Source organism: Exiguobacterium sp. TDN 0502 (genome assembly GCF_050846835.1).
GTDB lineage: Bacteria > Bacillota > Bacilli > Exiguobacteriales > Exiguobacteriaceae > Exiguobacterium_A.
On record NZ_JBOZGJ010000011.1, the window covers coordinates 19,560 to 38,372 of the forward strand.

Annotated in this window: 19 protein-coding genes; 12 read left to right on the forward strand and 7 right to left on the reverse strand. The window is 47.6% G+C overall.

Annotation, left to right across the window (positions count from 1 at the left end):
- The first annotated feature begins 2 nt into the window (after nucleotides 1-2).
- Nucleotides 3-3,179 (forward strand): efflux RND transporter permease subunit, encoded by a 3,177-nt coding sequence (locus tag ACRPK8_RS11830; RefSeq protein ID WP_432238388.1) that lies wholly within the window; start codon nucleotides 3-5, stop codon nucleotides 3,177-3,179.
- A gap of 212 nt (nucleotides 3,180-3,391) precedes the next feature.
- Entirely contained in the window at nucleotides 3,392-4,045 is a 654-nt protein-coding gene (locus ACRPK8_RS11835) for a C40 family peptidase (RefSeq protein ID WP_432238389.1), read from the forward strand.
- Nucleotides 4,046-4,099: 54 nt separating this feature from the next.
- Here ACRPK8_RS11835 and ACRPK8_RS11840 read toward each other — a convergent pair whose 3' ends face one another.
- Nucleotides 4,100-5,053: a LacI family DNA-binding transcriptional regulator gene (locus ACRPK8_RS11840; RefSeq protein WP_432238390.1), complete on the reverse strand. Its 954-nt coding sequence runs from the start codon at nucleotides 5,051-5,053 to the stop codon at nucleotides 4,100-4,102.
- Nucleotides 5,054-5,070: 17 nt separating this feature from the next.
- Complete coding sequence (locus ACRPK8_RS11845; protein WP_432238391.1) at nucleotides 5,071-5,331, reverse strand: hypothetical protein; 261 nt, start codon at nucleotides 5,329-5,331, stop codon at nucleotides 5,071-5,073.
- 171 nt (nucleotides 5,332-5,502) lie between these two features.
- Between ACRPK8_RS11845 and ACRPK8_RS11850 the strand changes: the two genes are divergently transcribed.
- Together ACRPK8_RS11850 and ACRPK8_RS11855 are read left to right on the forward strand one after the other, a co-directional pair.
- Nucleotides 5,503-5,961: a MarR family winged helix-turn-helix transcriptional regulator gene (locus ACRPK8_RS11850; RefSeq protein ID WP_432238392.1), complete on the forward strand. Its 459-nt coding sequence runs from the start codon at nucleotides 5,503-5,505 to the stop codon at nucleotides 5,959-5,961.
- Between the two features lie 144 nt (nucleotides 5,962-6,105).
- Nucleotides 6,106-6,738 carry an NAD(P)H-dependent oxidoreductase gene (locus ACRPK8_RS11855; RefSeq protein ID WP_023469709.1) on the forward strand — a complete coding sequence of 211 codons (633 nt, stop codon included), beginning with the start codon at nucleotides 6,106-6,108 and terminating at the stop codon, nucleotides 6,736-6,738.
- A 49-nt stretch (nucleotides 6,739-6,787) separates the two neighbouring features.
- On the opposite strand, the gene ACRPK8_RS11860 is transcribed toward ACRPK8_RS11855, so the two are convergent.
- The gene (locus tag ACRPK8_RS11860; protein WP_432238393.1) at nucleotides 6,788-7,510 is read right to left on the reverse strand and encodes a WecB/TagA/CpsF family glycosyltransferase; all 723 of its coding nucleotides are present in this window, start codon (nucleotides 7,508-7,510) and stop codon (nucleotides 6,788-6,790) included.
- 83 nt (nucleotides 7,511-7,593) lie between these two features.
- Here ACRPK8_RS11860 and ung point away from each other — a divergent pair, with 83 nt between their 5' ends.
- Nucleotides 7,594-8,253, forward strand: a complete 660-nt coding sequence (ung, locus tag ACRPK8_RS11865) for a uracil-DNA glycosylase (protein ID WP_432238394.1) — start codon at nucleotides 7,594-7,596, stop codon at nucleotides 8,251-8,253.
- A 306-nt stretch (nucleotides 8,254-8,559) separates the two neighbouring features.
- On the opposite strand, the gene ACRPK8_RS11870 is transcribed toward ung, so the two are convergent.
- On the reverse strand, nucleotides 8,560-9,390 hold the full coding sequence (locus ACRPK8_RS11870) for a Cof-type HAD-IIB family hydrolase (protein WP_432238395.1): 831 nt from the start codon (nucleotides 9,388-9,390) through the stop codon (nucleotides 8,560-8,562).
- A gap of 124 nt (nucleotides 9,391-9,514) precedes the next feature.
- Between ACRPK8_RS11870 and ACRPK8_RS11875 the strand changes: the two genes are divergently transcribed.
- The 6 genes from ACRPK8_RS11875 to ACRPK8_RS11900 all read left to right on the forward strand — a co-directional run bounded on the left by ACRPK8_RS11875 (nucleotide 9,515) and on the right by ACRPK8_RS11900 (nucleotide 15,302).
- Nucleotides 9,515-10,774 (forward strand): hypothetical protein, encoded by a 1,260-nt coding sequence (locus ACRPK8_RS11875; RefSeq protein WP_432238396.1) that lies wholly within the window; start codon nucleotides 9,515-9,517, stop codon nucleotides 10,772-10,774.
- Between the two features lie 21 nt (nucleotides 10,775-10,795).
- Nucleotides 10,796-11,488: a response regulator transcription factor gene (locus ACRPK8_RS11880; RefSeq protein WP_432238397.1), complete on the forward strand. Its 693-nt coding sequence runs from the start codon at nucleotides 10,796-10,798 to the stop codon at nucleotides 11,486-11,488.
- A 23-nt stretch (nucleotides 11,489-11,511) separates the two neighbouring features.
- The gene (locus tag ACRPK8_RS11885) at nucleotides 11,512-12,870 is read left to right on the forward strand and encodes a sensor histidine kinase (protein WP_432238398.1); all 1,359 of its coding nucleotides are present in this window, start codon (nucleotides 11,512-11,514) and stop codon (nucleotides 12,868-12,870) included.
- 93 nt (nucleotides 12,871-12,963) lie between these two features.
- Nucleotides 12,964-13,341, forward strand: a complete 378-nt coding sequence (locus tag ACRPK8_RS11890; RefSeq protein ID WP_050678428.1) for a DUF1499 domain-containing protein — start codon at nucleotides 12,964-12,966, stop codon at nucleotides 13,339-13,341.
- Nucleotides 13,338-14,765: a dihydrolipoyl dehydrogenase family protein gene (locus ACRPK8_RS11895; protein ID WP_432238399.1), complete on the forward strand. Its 1,428-nt coding sequence runs from the start codon at nucleotides 13,338-13,340 to the stop codon at nucleotides 14,763-14,765. The genes ACRPK8_RS11890 and ACRPK8_RS11895 overlap by 4 nt, the downstream gene beginning before the upstream one ends.
- Nucleotides 14,766-14,768: 3 nt before the next feature.
- Entirely contained in the window at nucleotides 14,769-15,302 is a 534-nt protein-coding gene (locus ACRPK8_RS11900) for a DUF420 domain-containing protein (protein ID WP_432238400.1), read from the forward strand.
- A 44-nt stretch (nucleotides 15,303-15,346) separates the two neighbouring features.
- Here the strand turns inward: ACRPK8_RS11900 and ACRPK8_RS11905 are convergent, their stop codons facing one another.
- The 3 genes from ACRPK8_RS11905 to ACRPK8_RS11915 form a co-directional block, all read right to left on the reverse strand.
- Nucleotides 15,347-16,114: a flagellar motor protein MotB gene (locus ACRPK8_RS11905; protein ID WP_432238401.1), complete on the reverse strand. Its 768-nt coding sequence runs from the start codon at nucleotides 16,112-16,114 to the stop codon at nucleotides 15,347-15,349.
- Complete coding sequence (gene motA / locus ACRPK8_RS11910; RefSeq protein WP_432238402.1) at nucleotides 16,089-16,874, reverse strand: flagellar motor stator protein MotA; 786 nt, start codon at nucleotides 16,872-16,874, stop codon at nucleotides 16,089-16,091. The genes ACRPK8_RS11905 and motA overlap by 26 nt, the downstream gene beginning before the upstream one ends.
- Before the next feature lie 99 nt (nucleotides 16,875-16,973).
- Nucleotides 16,974-17,213 (reverse strand): hypothetical protein, encoded by a 240-nt coding sequence (locus tag ACRPK8_RS11915; protein WP_023469697.1) that lies wholly within the window; start codon nucleotides 17,211-17,213, stop codon nucleotides 16,974-16,976.
- A 160-nt stretch (nucleotides 17,214-17,373) separates the two neighbouring features.
- Between ACRPK8_RS11915 and ACRPK8_RS11920 the strand changes: the two genes are divergently transcribed.
- Nucleotides 17,374-18,765 carry a TrkH family potassium uptake protein gene (locus ACRPK8_RS11920; RefSeq protein WP_432238403.1) on the forward strand — a complete coding sequence of 464 codons (1,392 nt, stop codon included), beginning with the start codon at nucleotides 17,374-17,376 and terminating at the stop codon, nucleotides 18,763-18,765.
- Nucleotides 18,766-18,813 lie beyond the last annotated feature (48 nt).

Consider the following 18,813-nt stretch of genomic DNA (forward strand, 5'->3'; position numbering starts at 1 on the left):
CGATGAAAAAAATCATCCAGTTTTCGGTGAACAATAAGTTTGCCCTCTGGCTCATGACGATCATCATCACGGTTGCCGGTATTTATGCGGGAACATCGATGAAACTTGAGACGTTGCCAGATATCACGACACCGACTGTGTCGGTGACGACGATTTATCCAGGTGCTACACCAGAACAGGTGCTAGATGAAGTTAGCCGAGAACTTGAAAGTAAGGTCGAAAATTTACCGGGAGTCGATACTGTACGTTCGACGTCCTTCCAAAATGCATCGAACTTACAAATTGATTACAACTTCAGTACGGATATGGAAGAAGCAGAGCAAAAAGTAAAAGAAGCTCTTTCAAACATAGAGTTACCAGAGGGTGTCCAGGAGCCTCAAGTGTCACGGATTTCCTTTGATGCCTTTCCGGTCATCGGTTTTGCTGTCTCAGACAAGGAACGTTCCCTATCCGAGTTAACGAAACTCGTTGAAAACGAACTCCAACCAAAACTTGAGGGGATCGAAGGGGCTCAGACGGTTCAAGTCGCGGGTCAAGAGATTCGCCGGATTGAGATCCGATTCGATGAGAAAAAACTGGAACGGTACGGTCTAACAGAAGATGATGCTAAAAAATTGATTCAAGCCAATGATTCACGCTTAGCGCTTGGGTTGTACGAATTAGGGGATAAGGAACAAGCGATCGTACTGGATGGAAAAGCGACGACCGTTAAGGAATTAAAAAATCTCCGTCTTCCCTATACACCGCCTGCAGCGAATACTCCTGAAGCAGGACAAGCAGGACAAGTAGGACAAGCAGGACAAGCAGGACAAGCAGGACAAGCAACATCACAAACATCACCGTCGACGGGCACTGCGTTTGGTCAAGCCACACAAGCGCCGACACAAGTACCGACTGTCACGTTATCACAAGTCGCAACGATTGAGGATAAAGGAATCGAGGAATCGATCTCGCGCTCAAATGGTGAACGGTCGATCGGGATTCAAGTCACGAAGTCACAAGATGCCAACACCGTGGATGTCGTCAATGCAGTGAAGCAGACAATCAAAGACTTCGAAAAAGAAAATGGATCGGTCAATGCGTCGATCACACTCGACCAAGGAAAGCCGATCGAGGACTCCGTTTCGACAATGATTAGTAAAGCATTGATTGGTGCGCTATTTGCCATCGTCATCATCTTGCTGTTCCTACGAAACATCAAGTCAACGATCATTGCCGTCATTTCAATTCCATTGTCCCTTTTGATGGCGATTCTTGTGCTGAAGCAGATGGATATTTCTTTGAATATCATGACGCTTGGAGCCATGACGGTTGCGATCGGTCGAGTCGTCGATGATTCGATCGTCGTCATCGAAAATATTTATCGTCGTTTGACAGATCCGACAGAAAAATTAAAAGGAAAAGAACTGATCATCAGTGCAACACGAGAGGTATTCATTCCAATCGCTTCATCAACGGTTGTTACGATTGCTGTCTTCTTGCCGCTCGGATTCGTCACTGGATTCGTCGGAGAACTATTCTTACCGTTCGCTCTGACAGTCGTCTTTGCACTGTTTGCGTCCTTAATCGTAGCAGTAACGGTCGTTCCGATGTTCGCGGATTCTCTCTTTAAGCGCGGTAAGGCACCAAAGCCGGAAAAAGAAGAAGGCGGAAAACTGGCAAATGGGTATCGTCGGGTGCTCAATTGGTCTCTTAACCATAAGCTCGTCGTCTTTGGTCTCGCCGTTTTATTATTGATTGGAAGTTTTGCACTCGTACCGACGATTGGTGTCAACTTCTTGAATCAAGAAGGCGAAAAGACACTCTACGTCACGTACAACCCAAAACCAGGTCAAACGCTTGATGATTCATTAAAAGCAGCAGATCAGGCTGAAGCGTACTTCGACACACAAAAAAATATCGACAACCTGCAGTTCACGGTCGGTGGAGAAAATCCGCTGAATCCGGGGAATACGAAACAAGGTGTCTTCATCGTCCAATATGATCCGGACACAGAAGATTTCGCGGATGTTAAACAGACAGCGATCAAGCAGTTGAATGCCGATATTCCGACAGGGGAATGGAAAGAACAGGACTTTAGCGGTGGTGCTGCTTCGTCAGGCGTCTCGTATTCAATCTTCGCGAACAACATCGAAGATTTAGAGAACATAACACCGAAATTCGTAGATGCCATTGAAGGTGAAACGAAGTATGTTCGAAAAGTAACGACAGATTTAAAAGAAGCTTATACGCAATACACGTTTGAAGTGGACCAGAAAAAGGCAGCAGAATTTGGTGTCTCAACAGCGCAACTCGCTCAAGGAATTGCAAACGTCCAAGGAGAGGAAAAGCCACTTTCTACTATAAAAGTAGATGGGAAGGAACTCGATGTCATCGTACCGAACGAACAAACGACATATGATTCCATCACGGATCTCGAGAAAACGGATGTCGTGACTCCGCTGGGTGTCCGAAAACTATCCGATTTCGTGACGGTTCAAAAAGGGACGACGCCAGACTCATTGAAAGAGCGTGATGGCAAACTCGTCGCTACCGTAACAGCGGAACTGAAAACGGACAAAGCGACGGAAGCGTCTCAAGCAATCGAAAAATCAGTGAAGAACATCGATCGTCCGACGGGTGTCTCGTACGAGCAAGGTGGCGTCACGGAGCAGATCCAAGAATCGTTCACACAACTTGGTCTAGCGATGGCAGCGGCTGTTGCAATCGTCTATCTTGTTCTCGTGATTACGTTCGGTGGAGCGTTGACACCGCTTGTCATCTTGTTCTCACTTCCGTTCGCTATCATCGGTGGACTCGTCGCTCTCTTGATTACGGGTGAAACGATTTCGGTATCTTCCTTGATCGGGGCCTTGATGTTGATCGGAATCGTTGTGACGAATGCGATCGTCTTGATCGACCGTGTCATTCATAAAGAAGCGGAAGGTTTATCGACGCGTGAAGCACTACTCGATGCGGCAGGGACACGTTTACGTCCAATCTTGATGACAGCTCTTGCGACAATCGGTGCCTTGGCACCACTCGCTCTTGGACTCGAAGGCGGCGCATTGATTTCAAAAGGATTAGGCGTGACCGTCATCGGTGGACTTACGAGTTCGACATTACTGACGCTCCTCATCGTTCCGATTGTCTATGAATTCTTAGCACGATTCCGTAAAAAGAAGTCAATTGATTCTTAAAAAACGATTGAAACCTTAAAAACGACAGGTAAGTGAAAAGGGCAGTATGACGCCATTTCACAACCTGTCGTTTTATTTTGTTACAAAAATATTACGATGAAAGAATCGTGTTAAGGAACTGTAACACGATCAGAAATCCGAAAATGATAGGATAAAAACATAAATTATCTGACAATTCAAAAATCGTTTATACATAAAAGGAGAATGAACGCATGAAAGCTGTCACCCGTGTTTTATTAACTGTAGCGTTGCTAATCAGTAGTTGGACGATCGTTCCGGCATCAACACAAGCCGCAACAAGCAAAAAAGTTGTTGTTTCAGTGGATGTTTTGAATGTGCGAGCAAAAGCTTCTGTCTCAAGTAAGCGTGTTGGACAATTGAAACTTGGTCAAGCTGCGACAGTCACGGGGCAAGTCAAATCATGGTATCAAATCCGCCACCAAGGAAAAGTTGCCTATATTGCTTCTACATACACAAAAGCTTACAATGCTAAAGCGACAAAAGGACTTAGTAAGACTGGCTCAACGATCGTTTCCGTTGCGGAAGGACTAAAGGGACGCCCATACGTTTTTGGAGCAACGGGTCCGGTCAGTTTTGATTGTTCAGGGTTCACTCGTTATGTGTATCAGGCACTTGGGAAATCCCTTCCGCGTACGGCATCCGCACAATATGCAGCAACGAAACGAACAGCACCTGGCGCTGGCGATCTTGTCTTCTTTACACATGGAAGTGGGATTCAGCACGTTGGAATCGCTGTTGATGGCGGTACGATGATCAATGCGAACTCGTATTATGGAAGAGTCGTCAAAGAATCGTTCCGTGGCGGCTACTGGGGTTCACGATACGTGGCAGCAGGAACGCTCTGAAAAATATGAAGCGGCGAATTCAAATCGATGAACTCGCCGCTTTTTTATATGGACTCAGGCATGAGGCAGGACGGTCGTTCCAGCAATGAACGCTGACGGCACCTCGATTTGTGGGCGAGCGATTAAATCTTCCCGGACAGTTAATTGAAATGCATGTCGGCCGATCGTGGCGTACGGAATCGCAATCGTCGTCATCGCTAAGACTTCAGCAAGTTCACTTCCATCAAAGCCGATGACAGAGAGATCGCCAGGAACGTGATAGCCTTGTTTTCGTAGTTCCAAGATCAGACCCGCTGCGACGTGATCACTGGCGGTCAAGATAGCAGTCGGTCGTTGTTTTTGTTGCATCCAACGCCTCGCGACGGCCGCACCATCTTCGATTGTCAGAGTCTGCTCATATACGAACTCATCCCGGACGACTTCTTGATAGGCATGTTTACGCGCTAAACTATTCGTACTGTCAGGACGACCGAGACAGATGCCGATGCTTGTGTGTCCTTGTTGTCGCAGATGCACGAGTCCCTGTTGAAAAGCCGTGTAGTGATCGATATAGACAGCGACCACGTCTTCATGATGTTCACAAAAGACGATGGTGCCATAGCGTTCGTACGGTAAAATTGCTGATAAAGGAAGACTGTGTGATACGACGATGAGTGCGTCAATCTCCTGTTGAGCCAGTGCATCGAGTGCCAGTTGTTCATGCGTTTCCACATAATTCGTCTGCCACGTCAGGAAACGATAACTTGCGTCAAAGGCCGCTTGTGCGATGCCCTGGAGAATGGCAGCGTAATACGGATGATCAACGAATGGAAGCATGACACCGACCGTCTTCGTCATGCCCGTCGATAGATGGACGGCAGTCTGATTACGGATATATCCGAGTTTTTCAATCGCTTCTCGGACTGCTTGCCGCTTCTCGTTCGCCACATAAGGGTGATCATTTAACACACGTGAGACTGTCGTAACGGATACGTTTGCTTCGCGTGCCAAATCTCGGATGTTCGTCATCGCGCATCCCTCCTTGATTACATCGTGCGAGATAATCGTCGTTCGAGTCGGCGCCAATCCTGTCGCGAGACGGGCGTCGCGAATGGAGCTGTCTGTTCGGCTAATTCATTGATTTTTGCGACCAATCGGGTCTTCTCTTTAGGTGATAAATCAGGATATTGATCGACCAACGTATGCTGGCATAAATAATAACCTGCTGGTGTATGCAATTGTTCGATGGCCCATTCGAAAGCGACATTCCGCTTGAATAGCTGGATTAACCGAGTATGGATCGACATGATGATTACCTCCTTTTTAGTGTATATCAAGACGATAGGCTATGAAACGCGTTTCACGGCAAGAACTATTTTTTAGCAACGGATCGACTGGGAAAATTCAGCAATAATTGACCGGGTAGACAAAGAAGTCTATGATTGTGTCGATACAATACAAAGAGGGGCGAACGTAAAATGGAATCGACAGACTCGAAGCTGGCATTGAAAATGCTCGTTGTTCTATCTCGAACGATGCATGCGGTGACGGAGCAAGTGAAGGCAGACATCAAAACACATCAGTTGAATTTATCGGAGTTCGGAGTTCTTGAATTGCTGTACCACAAAGGGGATACGCCTTTACAACAGATTGGTGATAAGATTCTGTTAACGAGTGGGAGCGTGACGTATGTCGTCGATAAACTCGAAAAGCGTGGGTTGATTGCGCGAAAATCATGTGCGACGGATCGTCGTGTCACGTTTGGAACCCTAACGGAAGCTGGACGTGAATTGATGGAAGAAACATTCCCGAAACATGAAGCCTTTTTAGCAGACTTATTCAAGGATTTGTCGGTTTCTGAGAAGGAACAGTTGATTGATCAGTTGAAACGGATCGGTTTACGAGCCGAACATTATACGCCGCTCGAAAACATGTAAGAAGTAGCACTCATAGGATAGGAGAAGCTCAAGTCGTCGACTTGGGCTTTTTTTATGAATTGAAAGTCAAACTGATTGACAAACGAAAAGACGGTTGGTATGTTTAGTTACAGAATTTACTTTAAATAAAAGGGAGAAATAATAATGACTAAATTACTTTATGTAACTGTTAACCCGAAAGCTACAGAACATTCTTTCAGCCTTCAAGTCGGTGAAGCATTCCTCGAAAGCTACAAAGCGGCGAATCCTTCGGCTGAAGTAGAAGTTCTTGACCTATACAACGAAACGGTTCAAGAAATCGATACAGACGTATTAAGCGCATGGGGCAAATTCGCAACAGGCGAAGAATTAACAGAAGTGGAGATCGCAAAAGTCGGTACGATGACAAAACATCTCGAACAATACATGGAAGCAGATGAGTATGTCTTCGTTACACCAATGTGGAACTTCTCTTTCCCAGCACGTCTCAAAATGTACATCGACAGCGTTCTTCTTGCAGGTAAAACATTCGCTTACACTGCAGAAGGTCCTAAAGGTTTGATGGAAGGCAAAAAAGCACTCCACATCCAAGCGACAGGCGGCGTCTACACAGGATCTGGTCTTAACTTCGGTGACGACTACCTCCGTCAAGCACTTGCTTTCACTGGTGTAACAGACTACGATGCACTCTTCATCGAAGGTATGGCAATGAATCCAGAAAAAGCAGAAGAAATCAAAGAAGCAGCAATCGCAAAAGCGAAAGAACTCGGTCGTTCATTCTCGACTGTCAACGCATAAGATACGTATAAAAAAGGCTCCCGCACATGGGGAGCCTTTTTGTGTGCTCTCAAGAGAGTGTTGATTTTTTGCGAAGCACGAGTGTCAGGAAGAGTAATAAGTCCTTGAGTTTCTCGAATCCACGAGGATGGGTCGAGATGCGGTACAACCACTCTAACTTGAGGCGACGGAATAATTTGGGCGCACGCTTACTATGTCCGGACCAAACGTCGAACGCACCGCCGACACCGATGAAGATGCCGTGATCGACTTGATTATAGACGGAAGCGATCCATTCTTCCTGTTTTGGTGCACCGAGCGCGACGAGAACAAGATCAGCGTCTGCTTCTGTAATAGCTTTCGTTGCTTCTTCTGTCTTTCCAAAACCGTGAAACGTCCCGACGAAGCGGATGTTTGGAAAACGAATCGATAACTGACGGATCAGCGATTTCATGACTTCCGGGCGTCCACCGAGCAAAAAGACCCGCTTCTCGAGTGCGTCCGCCGTCCGTAATAGTTCACGTGCCGTCTCGATACCTGGAAGCGTCGCAGTCAGGGGAGCCCCCATCCGCTTGCTAGCAGCTGTCACGCCGATTCCGTCGGGGGTGATGAACGTCGCCCGCCGTAAAATGGCTTCGTAGGAAGGTTCACGCAATGCACGCAATACGAGCTCTGGATTCGCCGTGACAAGAAAGGCTTTTCCGCGGTCGTGTAAGATTGTTTTAATATGGGTATACCATTGCGTCGGCGTTGCATCGACGAATGGTAGTCCGAATAATTGTTTTGTCTGCATCATCATTTTCCACCTCATCATCCATCATAGCAGAATCAAGACGGACGAACAGCGACTTGAGACTGAAAAAGGAGCGGATTCATATGCATCCATCTTGGCAAACGGTGTTACAAGCAGAAAAGGAAAAACCCTATTTTCAGGAGTTGTGGGCATTTCTGAAGGAAGCCTATCAAACGACGACCGTTTATCCTCCGAAAGACCGGATTTTTCACGCGTTTGATGCGGTGGCACCTGAAGACGTTCGTTGTGTCATTTTAGGTCAAGATCCTTATCATGGTGCCGATCAAGCGAACGGACTCAGTTTCTCCGTTCATGACGGTGTCCCGATTCCACCTTCTCTTCGAAACATGTATAAGGAACTCGTTGCGGATATCGGCTGCCCGGCACCGACATCTGGAAATCTAGAGTCGTGGTCACGGCAAGGGGTGTTTTTGCTCAATACGTCACTGACGGTCGAAGAAGGAAAAGCGGGATCACACGCGAAAAAGGGCTGGGCACATTTTACGGATCGGGTCATCGAAGTGCTTGGCACACAGGAACAACCAATCGTTTTCATCCTCTGGGGAAACCATGCGAAGAGTAAAAAGGCACTGATCGATACGAGTCGCCATCTTGTACTGGAAGCGGTCCACCCGAGTCCATTGTCTGCGAGTCGTGGTTTTTTCGGTAGTAAACCGTACTCCCAAACGAACGAGTGGTTAAAGGAGAAGGGACGCGAACCAATCGACTGGTGTCTGTCCTAAAAAAGCGTGTCTCCCTTAGGAGGAACGCTTCAGATTGTAGACGAGGCTGACTCAAAAAAGAATGACGCGTCTTTTCACGCCCTTTCCTCAGGCGAGACACAAGCCCGCTTTCCTGCTTTATTCAAGCAGGAAAGCGGGTCTTGTTCGTCTCTGACAGCGCAAAAATGCGCTTTTTCCTGTCGGAGTGGCGTGAAACGCGTCATTCTTTTTGTTATGAGATCAGGATGGCAGATCATCATTCTGCCACCCTGATCTTTGTGGAAACTGACTTTTGAGTCAACCCCTTGTACGCTTTTTGCTTATGGCTCATCGATTCGGAATCGCCGGTTCTTCATCCATCATGAATTTTTCGACGACAAGAGCTACTCCATCCTCATCATTAGAAGCTGTCATATACTGCGCTTTTTCTTTGACGGTATCTGCCGCATTGGCCATCGCAACACCAAGACCAGCCCATTCGATCATCGACAAGTCGTTGTTTCCGTCACCGCAAGCGATGACTTCTTCTTGCGCGATGCCTAGTTTTTCTGAGAGAAGCGCAAGGCTCGTTCCTTTTGTCACTCCGTCTTCCGTGAATTCGAGGAAGAACGGCTTTGAACGTGCGACCGCGAGTTCACCGGCAAGTTCCTGCTGAAGCGTCTGTTCGACGCGTGCGAGTTTTGTTTCTTCCGCCATCATCAAGCATTTGACGACAGGGGCTTGAACGGCTTCTTTAAAGTCCTGGACCGGGATGACATCCATGCCTGTCAATTTTCCTTCAAGCGTCGTATAGTCGTTCAGTTGCTCCGTCAGGATTTCATGTCCGACATATGTGTGGATGTAGACATCCTCCCGTTTGCTTAAATCGTAGAGGCGATGCACGGTTTCCGGAGAGAGCGTACTGAGAAAGAGTGACTCGTTCGTTTTACAATCGATGATCGAGGCACCATTGAAGCTCAGGATATAGCTGCCATATCGGGCGAGTTCGAGTTCTTTCGCAAGATCAAGCATTGCATATGTCGGACGACCACTCGCGAGGACGACTTTCTTTCCGCGACGCTGGGCAGCGAGCAATGCCTCTTTCGTCCGTGGTGAAATCGTATGGTCACTTGTCAACAAGGTATCATCTAAATCAAGGACAATCATTTTGTACGTCATACATTCAAACCCCTTTCAATTATCTGTTTATCGTAACAACTTGTCCCCCGTTCGACAATATACTCTCCCCGAAGAGAGTATGATAAAGTGGAAACAGAGCCCGTACGGAAAGGATTTCAACTTTATGAAATATATCTTTATCATCATATCCAGCCTATTACTTGCAGGATGCAGCACGATGTTTCCGCATCCCGCTTCCTTGCTTGAACACCCGTCCCTTCCGGCATGGGAACAATCATTGAAGGAACGAATTGACCTGGATTTACCGAAACAGGCCGAAATCGTCGCGCCACGGAATCAAGCCGTATCACGTTTGTATGAACTCGTCGATCTAGACCAAAACGGGAAAGATGAGGCCATCACATTTTATCGCAGTGAGCAGGATGGTCGATTTATGATCCATCTTCTCGTACATGAACGGCAGGGGGAAGACTGGCGACTTGTCGCCCGTCAAACGGTTGCGGATGGTCGGGCGATTGATCGCCTCGAAGTCGTTCCGGACAAACGACAGAAACAAAATCATCTAGTCATCGGTCTAACCAGCTATGGTGAAAATACGCTCTATATCATTGAACGATTACTATCAAAACAACGAGATGTCACGAAAATCGATCAATATGATCGTTTATCGGTGGCCGATTTGAATCAGGATCAGGAACGGGACATGATGCTCCTGCAAAAGGGAAGTCCGTCTCGATTGATCTATTATAAGAACATTTTGTCGAAGGAGCGTCAAGTGACGACGCTGTCGACGAAAGATGGCGATTTATTTGCAGAACATGATTTATTCGAGGTCGATACAATCAACGCCGCGCGTAATAAAGGCTTGATCGTTTCTTATACACGAGATGCTAAAATGCATACCGCCTTATTCCGTCTAGCGAACGATACGTTGGAACAGGTGCGCTTCGGTCAGGTCGATGAAATCGTCGAACCGATGTATACATTCCCGAAGGATGTCGACCAGGACGGCATCGTCGAGTTTGGTCATCAATATACGCCGGGTGGCAGTAAAGGGCGTGAAGGTGAGCCGAAACCACGGATCACAGCGTACTACACATGGAATGGATCGGATAATCCACCGTTTCTTGAGAGTGGGTTCGAACTGCGGGAAGAACAGTACATCGATCAGGAATACAATTTCGTCATGCGTTTCCCGGCCAATTGGGCGACACGGGAAACGATTGAGAAGCGGGAGAACCGTGTCCAATTCATCAATCGGGAAACGAAGCAGGTCGATTTTGAATTGGAGATCATTCCGAAGAATCAATACATTGCGAGTGATCAAAAGCGAAAGATTAAAGAAGGTATCGACTATGTATACGTGATTGACGCGAAAAAGGATTATGAAGCATTCGTCAATCGTGTCACACTCGTGGAATAAACAAGCAGGGGGAGAAAAAGAATGACCAAAATACTAGTAGCTGAAGATGAACATGCGATTCGCAGTTTCATCGTCATTAACTTGAAACGGGCAGGCTATGACGTCATTGAAGCGGCAAACGGAAAAGAGGCACTCGCACAGTTTGATCAACAGACTTTCGATATTTTATTGCTTGATATCATGATGCCAGAAATCGATGGTTTTGCCGTTTGTGAACAGGCGCGGGCGAAGGATGAAGTCGTCGGCATCATCATGTTGACGGCGCGGACACGAGAAGAAGACAAGGTCATGGGACTAAGCGTCGGTGCGGACGACTATATCGCGAAACCGTTCAGTCCGGCAGAACTGTTGGCACGCATCCAGTCACTCTTGCGTCGTGTCGAAACATTGCGTCGTCGAAAACAACCGCGTGAACTTGTTTCTGGGCCATTCCGGATTGATTTAGGGGCGAAACGCGTCCAAAAAGAAGGAATCGACGTCGAAGTGACGCCGACGGAATATGATTTACTGTGTCACTTCATCAAAAACGAGGATCAAGTCATGTCGCGTGACGAGTTGCTCGACGCTGTCTGGGGAGAGAACTACTTCGGAGATCGTAAAACCGTCGATGTCAATATTCGCCGGCTGCGGCAGAAAATCGAAGAAAATCCAGCAGAACCGAAGTTCATTGAGACACTATGGGGACATGGATACAAGTGGCGTAACGAAGAATGAAGCGCCAGATATTGATGCGTTTCATGACGATCATCACGGTGACGGTCCTGCTCGTCATCGGGATTCTTTCGTTCGTGACCTATAACTATTATTACGTGACGGCAACAGACGTTTTAAAGCGTCATGCGAGTGCGAGTGCCGTCTTGTTCGCAAACAGTGGTCTTGCATACGACTATACGGACTCGGAAGCAACGATCCACGATGTCCTCGATTCCTATGCATATCCTGATGCCGAGATTGAAGTCCTGGATGCAACGGGTACGCCGCGGTATTCTTCAACCGGCTTCATCTCAAAACGAAAGTTGACGCGAGAGGCTGTCAATCAGATCAGAGCGGGGCAGACCGTCACGAAACGATACGACGACGAGGCGACGGGCGAACATCTGCTTGAAGTGACAGAACCCGTCGTTTCATTCGGTCAAACGACAGGAGCCCTTCGTTATACGACATCGCTTGAACGAATCGATCGGCGTGTCATTGAAATTTGTTTAGCAATCGTCCTGCTGGGTACAGTAATTTGGGGACTTGCCTTCATTTATTCCTCACGTCTTGTGTCATCGATCGTCCGACCGATTCAGGAAGTCATTGGGGCGTCGGACCAAATCGCAAAGCAGCACTATGACGTCAAGGTCGACGAGGAGTATTCGTTCGAGCTTGGAGAACTAGCACGGACAATCAATTATATGGGGCAACAAATCAAACAACAGGAGACGTTGAAAGATGAATTCATCTCCGGAATTTCGCATGAGTTACGGACACCGCTGACATCGATCAAAGGCTGGAGTGAGACGTTGCTCGTCGAACAGGATCAGTTACCGGAAGAGGCGTCGCTTGGGATGGGCATCATTCATTCAGAGACGGAGCGTTTGATTTCGCTCGTTGAGCAGTTACTCGATTTCTCGAAACTCGAGACGAGTCGCCTCGTCTTATACCGTCAGGAAGTCAACTTGACGGAAATCATCGAGACCGTTACGGCACAGCTTCGCCAAAAGCTCGAAGAAAAGAACGTTCAGATCGTGCAGAAGCTACCGGCTCAAGTCGTCGGTCTGTACGATGAAAACCGATTAAAGCAGGTATTTTTGAACTTGCTTGATAACGCAATCCGTTTTTCACCGAACGGAGGGACGATCACGATTCGACTCGTTCGTTCGGAGCGCGTGCTATTTCTTTCGTTCAGTGACGAAGGACCTGGGATTCCGAAAGAACATTTACGTCATGTCACGGAGAAGTTCTATCAGGTCCAAAAAGGAAAGGGTGGCACAGGGCTCGGACTATCGATTTGCCGAGAACTCGTCGAAGCACATGAAGGGAAGCTATTCATCGATAATCAGCCGGAAGGCGGCGTGATTGCAACGATTCTCTTACCTGTCACGAAAGCGTAAACACTGAGACAGGCAGAGTGGAACAGAAACTGGTAAAGTTAAATGGATTATAGTACGAAACGGATCAGATGATAGGAAACGGAGGAATCAGTCATGGCACTTGGTGTTTCAAATGGTACGCTTCAACCGCTCTCCGGAAAACCGAACGCGGTATCTACTCAAACCGATTTACAGGATATGAAAATGCGACCGCTCCCGTTCAAAGGAACGCTTGCGGATTCGAAATTTCAACTCTTACGTATCCTGCAAAGCCTCGATCGCGTCAAAGTCGTCAAGGAGGAAGGGACATACATCCATGCCATCTTCACGAGCAAAGTTTTTCGCTTCAAGGATGACGTCGAATTTTACTTTGATGAAGCCGCACAGGTGATTCATTTCCGTTCGGCATCACGTGTCGGATACTCTGACTGGGGCGTCAACCGTAAACGGATGGAAGACATCACACGTCGTTACGAGGAGGGTTCACGATGAAGAACTATCAATTAGTCGTCATCGGTGGCGGCGCGGCAGGAATGACGATTGCTGCCGGTGCAGCAAGTCTCGGTGCCCATGTTGCCCTGATCGAACGCCATGCCCATCTCGGTGGAGACTGCCTGCATTACGGTTGTGTTCCTTCGAAAGCCTTAATCGAAGCTGCTCATGATGTTCATGTCATGAAACGGACGGCAGAGAAGTATAACGTGACCTTAAATGGGGATGCGGTCTACACGAAAACCAAAGCAAGCGTCGATCGTGCGCGCAACATCATCCAATCGCACGATGGAACGAAGCGTTTTGAGGATCTTGGCGTTGATGTCTACATTGGGGAAGCGACATTCCTCAGTGCCCATGAAGTCGAAGTCGCCGGGCAGCTCGTCGTCGGCGAGAAATTTGCGATTTCAACAGGTTCTCAGCCGATCATTCCACCAATCGATGGACTCGATACGATTGACTACTTAACGAACGAAACAATCTTTGAATTAACCGAGCGCCCGGAGCGTCTTCTCGTCATTGGTGGCGGAGCGATCGGTCTTGAGTTATCACAAGCTTACGCGCACCTCGGAACGGAAGTGACGATCATCGAAGGGATGAAGACGTTGCTCGGAAAAGAGGATCGTGACATGGTCGAAGTCATTCAACGTCAACTGGAACAGGAGTTGACCCTCCATCTCGATACGAAAGTCACACACGTTCGTAAATCGGCAGGAGGGATTGAAGTCACTGTCGAGACGAATGGTGAATCACGTGTCATCGAAACGGACGCCGTTCTCGTCGCCGTCGGTCGCAAACCACGTATCGAAGCACTACGTCTCGACCGAGCTGGTGTCCACGTTGAGAAAGGATTCGTCCAGGTCGATGGATCCCTGCGGACGAATCAACGGCATATCTTTGCTGTCGGAGATACGATTAATTCCTTACCGTTTACGCACGTCGCAGGGCTTGAAGGGAAGACGGTCGTCACAAATGCTTTATTTGGTCTGCGGACAAAGCCGGATTACCGAGCGGTTCCGTGGGTGACATTTACGACTCCTGAATTATTCCATCTGGGCTTAACGGAAGAAGAAGCACGTCAGAAGCATGGAGACATCAAGGTCTATCAGACAGGTCTTGATGAAGTCGACCGTTTCGTCATCAACGGACAAACAGAGGGGCGTGTCAAGTTGATCGCGAATAAACGTGGTAAACTGATTGGGGCCCATGCGATCGGAGAACAAGCCGGTGAGTGGATGCAAGAAGTCGTCTATGCGATGGCACGCAAGGATAAGGTCGGTCAATTGTCACGTGTCGTCCATCCATATCCAATTCGCGGAGCTGCCGTGCAACGCGCTGCTGATGTCTACTGGCGTGAACGTTTATTCGCTGGTCCGATCCCAAAATGGTTGAAACGTTATTTCGACTGGAAACAAGGAGAATGATTCATGCAACAACCTGCAACTAAACGGAACTTCGTCCCACTCGTCATCCTGTTGACACTCGTCATCAACTTACTCGTGGCGCTGTTGTTCTTTGCGCCACCGGTACAAGTCGATTCAGGATTCGATTGGACGTTACTTCCCTTTTTGAATGCCATCTTCAACAGCTTTACCTTCATGCTGTTGCTCGGCGCTTGGATTTCCATTCGTCGCGGTAACCGGGTGAACCATCGTCGCTTCATTGGTGGTGCGATGACGACGACGACGTTATTCTTGATTTCATATGTCACGTATCATGCGGTCAGTGAATCAACGAAATTCGGAGGCGAAGGATTCGTTCGTCCAATCTATTTCTTCATTTTGATCACGCATATCATTTTGGCGGCAGTCATCGTCCCGCTCGTTCTGATGTCACTTGCGCATGCCTTAAACCAGAACTTCGAAAAACATAAGAAATGGACACGTTTTACGATGCCACTTTGGTTATACGTCAGTTTGACGGGTGTCATCGTTTATATCATGATACGTCCGTATTATTAAAAAAGATCCTTCGTGGTAAAAAACACGAAGGATCTTTTTTGGGATCAGGATTTGATTTTCGTTTCGTCGAGAACATTTGCTTTCAAATCAATCAGTGGCCGGATCAACACTTCAACGCGGCGGTTTTGACTACGACCGACTTCTGTTTGGTTCGAAGCGATCGGTCGGAATTCTCCATATCCGCTGACGGTAAACCGTTTTGGTTCCAGCTTCGGATTACGCTGCAGCGCACGCATGAAGCTGATTGCCCGGTCCGCGCTGAGCTCCCAGTTCGATGGGTACTTGGCCGTATTGATCGGAATGTCATCCGTATGACCGGAAACTTGGATTTGCCGTTGCCCGGCTTTAGCGAGAAGTGCACTCATGCCTTCGGCGATCTGTAAGGAACGCCCTTTGACTTCAGCTTGTGCAGGTGAGAAGAGCGCCCGGTCTCGGATCGTAAAGACGAGTCCTTCGTTCGTAATTTCGACCTTGATGTCTTTCTCGAGTTTCTCATTTTTGATGTATTGGTTTGCTTCATTCTTAATTTTTTCGAGCTCCGCGATTTCATAGCTTTGTGCTTTCGTCCGGGCATCGAGTTTTTTGGAATCTTCCTCTTCCTGGGTGGAAAGGGAACTATTCGTGATCATTCCGGAACCACCATTGAAGACGGAACTGAATGACTGTGACATGGCTTTTAGTTTAACTGCATCGACATTACTCGAGGCGAAGAGAACGATGAACAATGCCAGAAGCAAGGTCAATAAGTCGGCATACGGAATCAACCAGCCTTCGGAGATATGTTCGTCATGCGGCTTCTTTTTCCGCTTCATAGTTCGCACGCTCCTTCGGTGTCAGGTACACGAGTAGCTTATCTTCTAAGTTTTTCGGTGATTCACCGTTTTGAATCGACAGAATGCCTTCAATCATCATTTCATACAACTGAATTTCACTTGCTGATTTTTGCTTCAGTTTTGTTGCGAACGGGAACCAGAGGACGTAGCCGGTAAAAATCCCGAACAGTGTCGCGATGAAAGCGCCCGAAATCGCATGACCGAGCTTTTCGATGTCCGATAAATCGGATAAAGCCGCAACGAGACCGACGACGGCTCCGAGAACTCCGAGCGTCGGAGCGTAGGTTCCGGCTTGCGTGAAGATGTTGGCATTGGCATGATGGCGCTCAGTCATGTTTTCGAGGTCACGTGTCATGACGTCCTCGACGTATTCCGACGGTTGACCGTCAATGACCATCATGACTCCGCGTTTCATGAAGGTATTATCGACTTCCTCGAGTGCGGATTCAAGCGATAACAGACCTTCTTTACGGGCTTGCGTCGAAAGCGTTAGAAATTGCCCGAGCAGTACTTGTTTCGTCATCAGCTTTTGCTCGAATAAGATGACTTTAAACAAGGCAGGTAGTACTTTCAGTCGTTCCTTCGGGAAGGAAATCATGATGGCGGCAGCCGTTCCGAGAAAAATGATGACAAGAGCTGCTGGGTTGAGTAGGGCGACCGGAGGTGCACCTTTTAAGATCATTCCTCCGATCAGTGTGATGAGACCTAGGATGATCCCGATGATCGACACGATATCCATGATTGATGTGTGCCACCTTTCTGTATGTAATGCGGGTAAGAAACGAAAAATAAAAGAGCAGAAGACACTTCTTCTGCTCGGAAATCGTAAAACCGAGAATCAAGCGCCGTTTTCATCGATTAGCATCTGAATGCTTTCGTTTCGTTCGTCACGCTCTATATCGGTCAATACATCGTATTTTTTTAACACTTGATACAATTCATTTAAAATGGGTTGCTCCAAATGTAGTGACAATAGTTCCTCGAATTGATAATACAACTGTGCAGGCATCCATTGTGATTGTCGTTCTAGCCTTCGCCAGACGTCCTCAATCGAATGATCCGCCGTCTTAGGGTCCACTGTTTCCCTCAACCTCCTTTAATGATTACACGTCCACTTTTATCTAGTTTACCAAAAAAATAAGAAAACGTTTAGTCGATTGCATATTTCGATAGAAGTTCTTAATTCGAGGGAGTATGATAAAGACAATTCTGTATGAAAAGAATCTAGGGGGAGTAAGATGTTCTCGCACAAAAAACGTTCACCACTCGCGCGTTTCGGGCGTTTTGGTGAATTAATGTACCATCAGCTGTTTGATAAACCGGCACGCTTCATTGCGACAGGTTTTACATTGACGATTTTGCTCGGTGGTTTTTTATTATGGTTACCGATTTCGCAGAACGAGGGGCAAGCGGTCTCTTTCATCGACAGTCTATTCGTTGCCACCTCTGCAGCGACTGTGACCGGGTTATCGACGATCAACATCGCAGAATCCTATGATTTGCTCGGGCAGACCATTCTCATGCTGCTCATCCAAATCGGGGGTCTCGGATTCATGACGATTGCGCTCGTCCTGCTCAGCGTCACGGGTCGGAAAATCGGAATTCGGCAACGTATCATCATTCAGGAAATGTTCAACCTCGATAGTCCGGGCGGTACGATTCGTCTCGTCCGCAACATCATCTTGACGACGGTCGTCGTTGAGATGATCGGTATGTTCTTGATTGCGTTAGACTTGTTCATCCAATACAAATACACACTCGGAAAAGCGTTGTACTATGGGCTGTTTCACGCCGTCTCTGCTTTTAATAACGCAGGATTTGCCTTATGGGGAGATAGTCTGATCGGTTTCCAGCAGGATACGACGTTCATCTTGACGATTGCCGTGCTCTTGATGATTGGTGGTCTTGGTTTTACGGTCATCGCCGATATCGCGGGGAAACGGAGCTTCAAAAAGATTTCGCTTCACTCGAAATTGATGGTACTCTCACTGATTGTGATCAACGGACTGGGTGTCTTAGCCATGATGCTTTATGAATGGGTGTCACACCTCGGTTCGTTACGAGACGAGTCATTCTTTCATGCACTCCATATCGTATTCTTCCAAGTCGTCACGACACGGACGGCTGGTTTCCAGACGATTGATTTGACGACGATGGTACCGCTTTCGATCGGCTTGATGATGGTCTTGATGTATATCGGTGCCGGTTCCGCGTCGACGGGTTCTGGGATCAAGGTGACGACAGCAGCCGTCATCTTGAAGAACGTCTGGACATATTTACGTGGTCAACGGGAAACGGTCCTGATGCGCCGGACAATCCAGACACAAGCCATCCAAAAGGCTTATGCGATCGCTGTCTTTAGTCTGTTGTTCATTGCCCTGATTACGACGCTTCTTGCTTTGAGTCAACCGAACGTCTCCTTCATCGGTCTGTTTTTCGAGACGGTTTCAGCGTTTGGTACGGTTGGTCTGTCATTGAACGTCACATCCGAGCTTAACAGTTTCGGTAAGTTTCTCATCATGTTCATGATGTTGCTTGGACGTGTCGGTTCCTTGACGATTCTATTTACCGTTGCCGTACAACGAGATCGGACGATCCGTTACCCGAAAGAAAATATGCTGATTGGTTAATGAATCAAAAAGTCGAACCGGGCTTTCCACATGGAAAGAATCGGTTCG

What these genes read in the sequence shown, in the direction of transcription:
- ACRPK8_RS11885 (WP_432238398.1), top strand. Translation starts at nt 11,512, where the DNA reads ATGACGATCATCACGGTGACGGTCCTGCTCGTCATCGGGATTCTTTCG.
- ACRPK8_RS11900 (WP_432238400.1), top strand. Translation starts at nt 14,769, where the DNA reads ATGCAACAACCTGCAACTAAACGGAACTTCGTCCCACTCGTCATCCTG.
- ACRPK8_RS11860 (WP_432238393.1), bottom strand. Translation starts at nt 7,510, where the DNA reads ATGCAGACAAAACAATTATTCGGACTACCATTCGTCGATGCAACGCCG.
- ACRPK8_RS11845 (WP_432238391.1), bottom strand. Translation starts at nt 5,331, where the DNA reads ATGTCGATCCATACTCGGTTAATCCAGCTATTCAAGCGGAATGTCGCT.
- ACRPK8_RS11855 (WP_023469709.1), top strand. Translation starts at nt 6,106, where the DNA reads ATGACTAAATTACTTTATGTAACTGTTAACCCGAAAGCTACAGAACAT.
- ACRPK8_RS11880 (WP_432238397.1), top strand. Translation starts at nt 10,796, where the DNA reads ATGACCAAAATACTAGTAGCTGAAGATGAACATGCGATTCGCAGTTTC.
- ACRPK8_RS11875 (WP_432238396.1), top strand. Translation starts at nt 9,515, where the DNA reads ATGAAATATATCTTTATCATCATATCCAGCCTATTACTTGCAGGATGC.
- ACRPK8_RS11905 (WP_432238401.1), bottom strand. Translation starts at nt 16,114, where the DNA reads ATGAAGCGGAAAAAGAAGCCGCATGACGAACATATCTCCGAAGGCTGG.
- ACRPK8_RS11840 (WP_432238390.1), bottom strand. Translation starts at nt 5,053, where the DNA reads ATGACGAACATCCGAGATTTGGCACGCGAAGCAAACGTATCCGTTACG.
- ACRPK8_RS11835 (WP_432238389.1), top strand. Translation starts at nt 3,392, where the DNA reads ATGAAAGCTGTCACCCGTGTTTTATTAACTGTAGCGTTGCTAATCAGT.
- ACRPK8_RS11870 (WP_432238395.1), bottom strand. Translation starts at nt 9,390, where the DNA reads ATGACGTACAAAATGATTGTCCTTGATTTAGATGATACCTTGTTGACA.
- motA (WP_432238402.1), bottom strand. Translation starts at nt 16,874, where the DNA reads ATGGATATCGTGTCGATCATCGGGATCATCCTAGGTCTCATCACACTG.
- ACRPK8_RS11830 (WP_432238388.1), top strand. Translation starts at nt 3, where the DNA reads ATGAAAAAAATCATCCAGTTTTCGGTGAACAATAAGTTTGCCCTCTGG.
- ung (WP_432238394.1), top strand. Translation starts at nt 7,594, where the DNA reads ATGCATCCATCTTGGCAAACGGTGTTACAAGCAGAAAAGGAAAAACCC.
- ACRPK8_RS11890 (WP_050678428.1), top strand. Translation starts at nt 12,964, where the DNA reads ATGGCACTTGGTGTTTCAAATGGTACGCTTCAACCGCTCTCCGGAAAA.
- ACRPK8_RS11895 (WP_432238399.1), top strand. Translation starts at nt 13,338, where the DNA reads ATGAAGAACTATCAATTAGTCGTCATCGGTGGCGGCGCGGCAGGAATG.
- ACRPK8_RS11920 (WP_432238403.1), top strand. Translation starts at nt 17,374, where the DNA reads ATGTTCTCGCACAAAAAACGTTCACCACTCGCGCGTTTCGGGCGTTTT.
- ACRPK8_RS11850 (WP_432238392.1), top strand. Translation starts at nt 5,503, where the DNA reads ATGGAATCGACAGACTCGAAGCTGGCATTGAAAATGCTCGTTGTTCTA.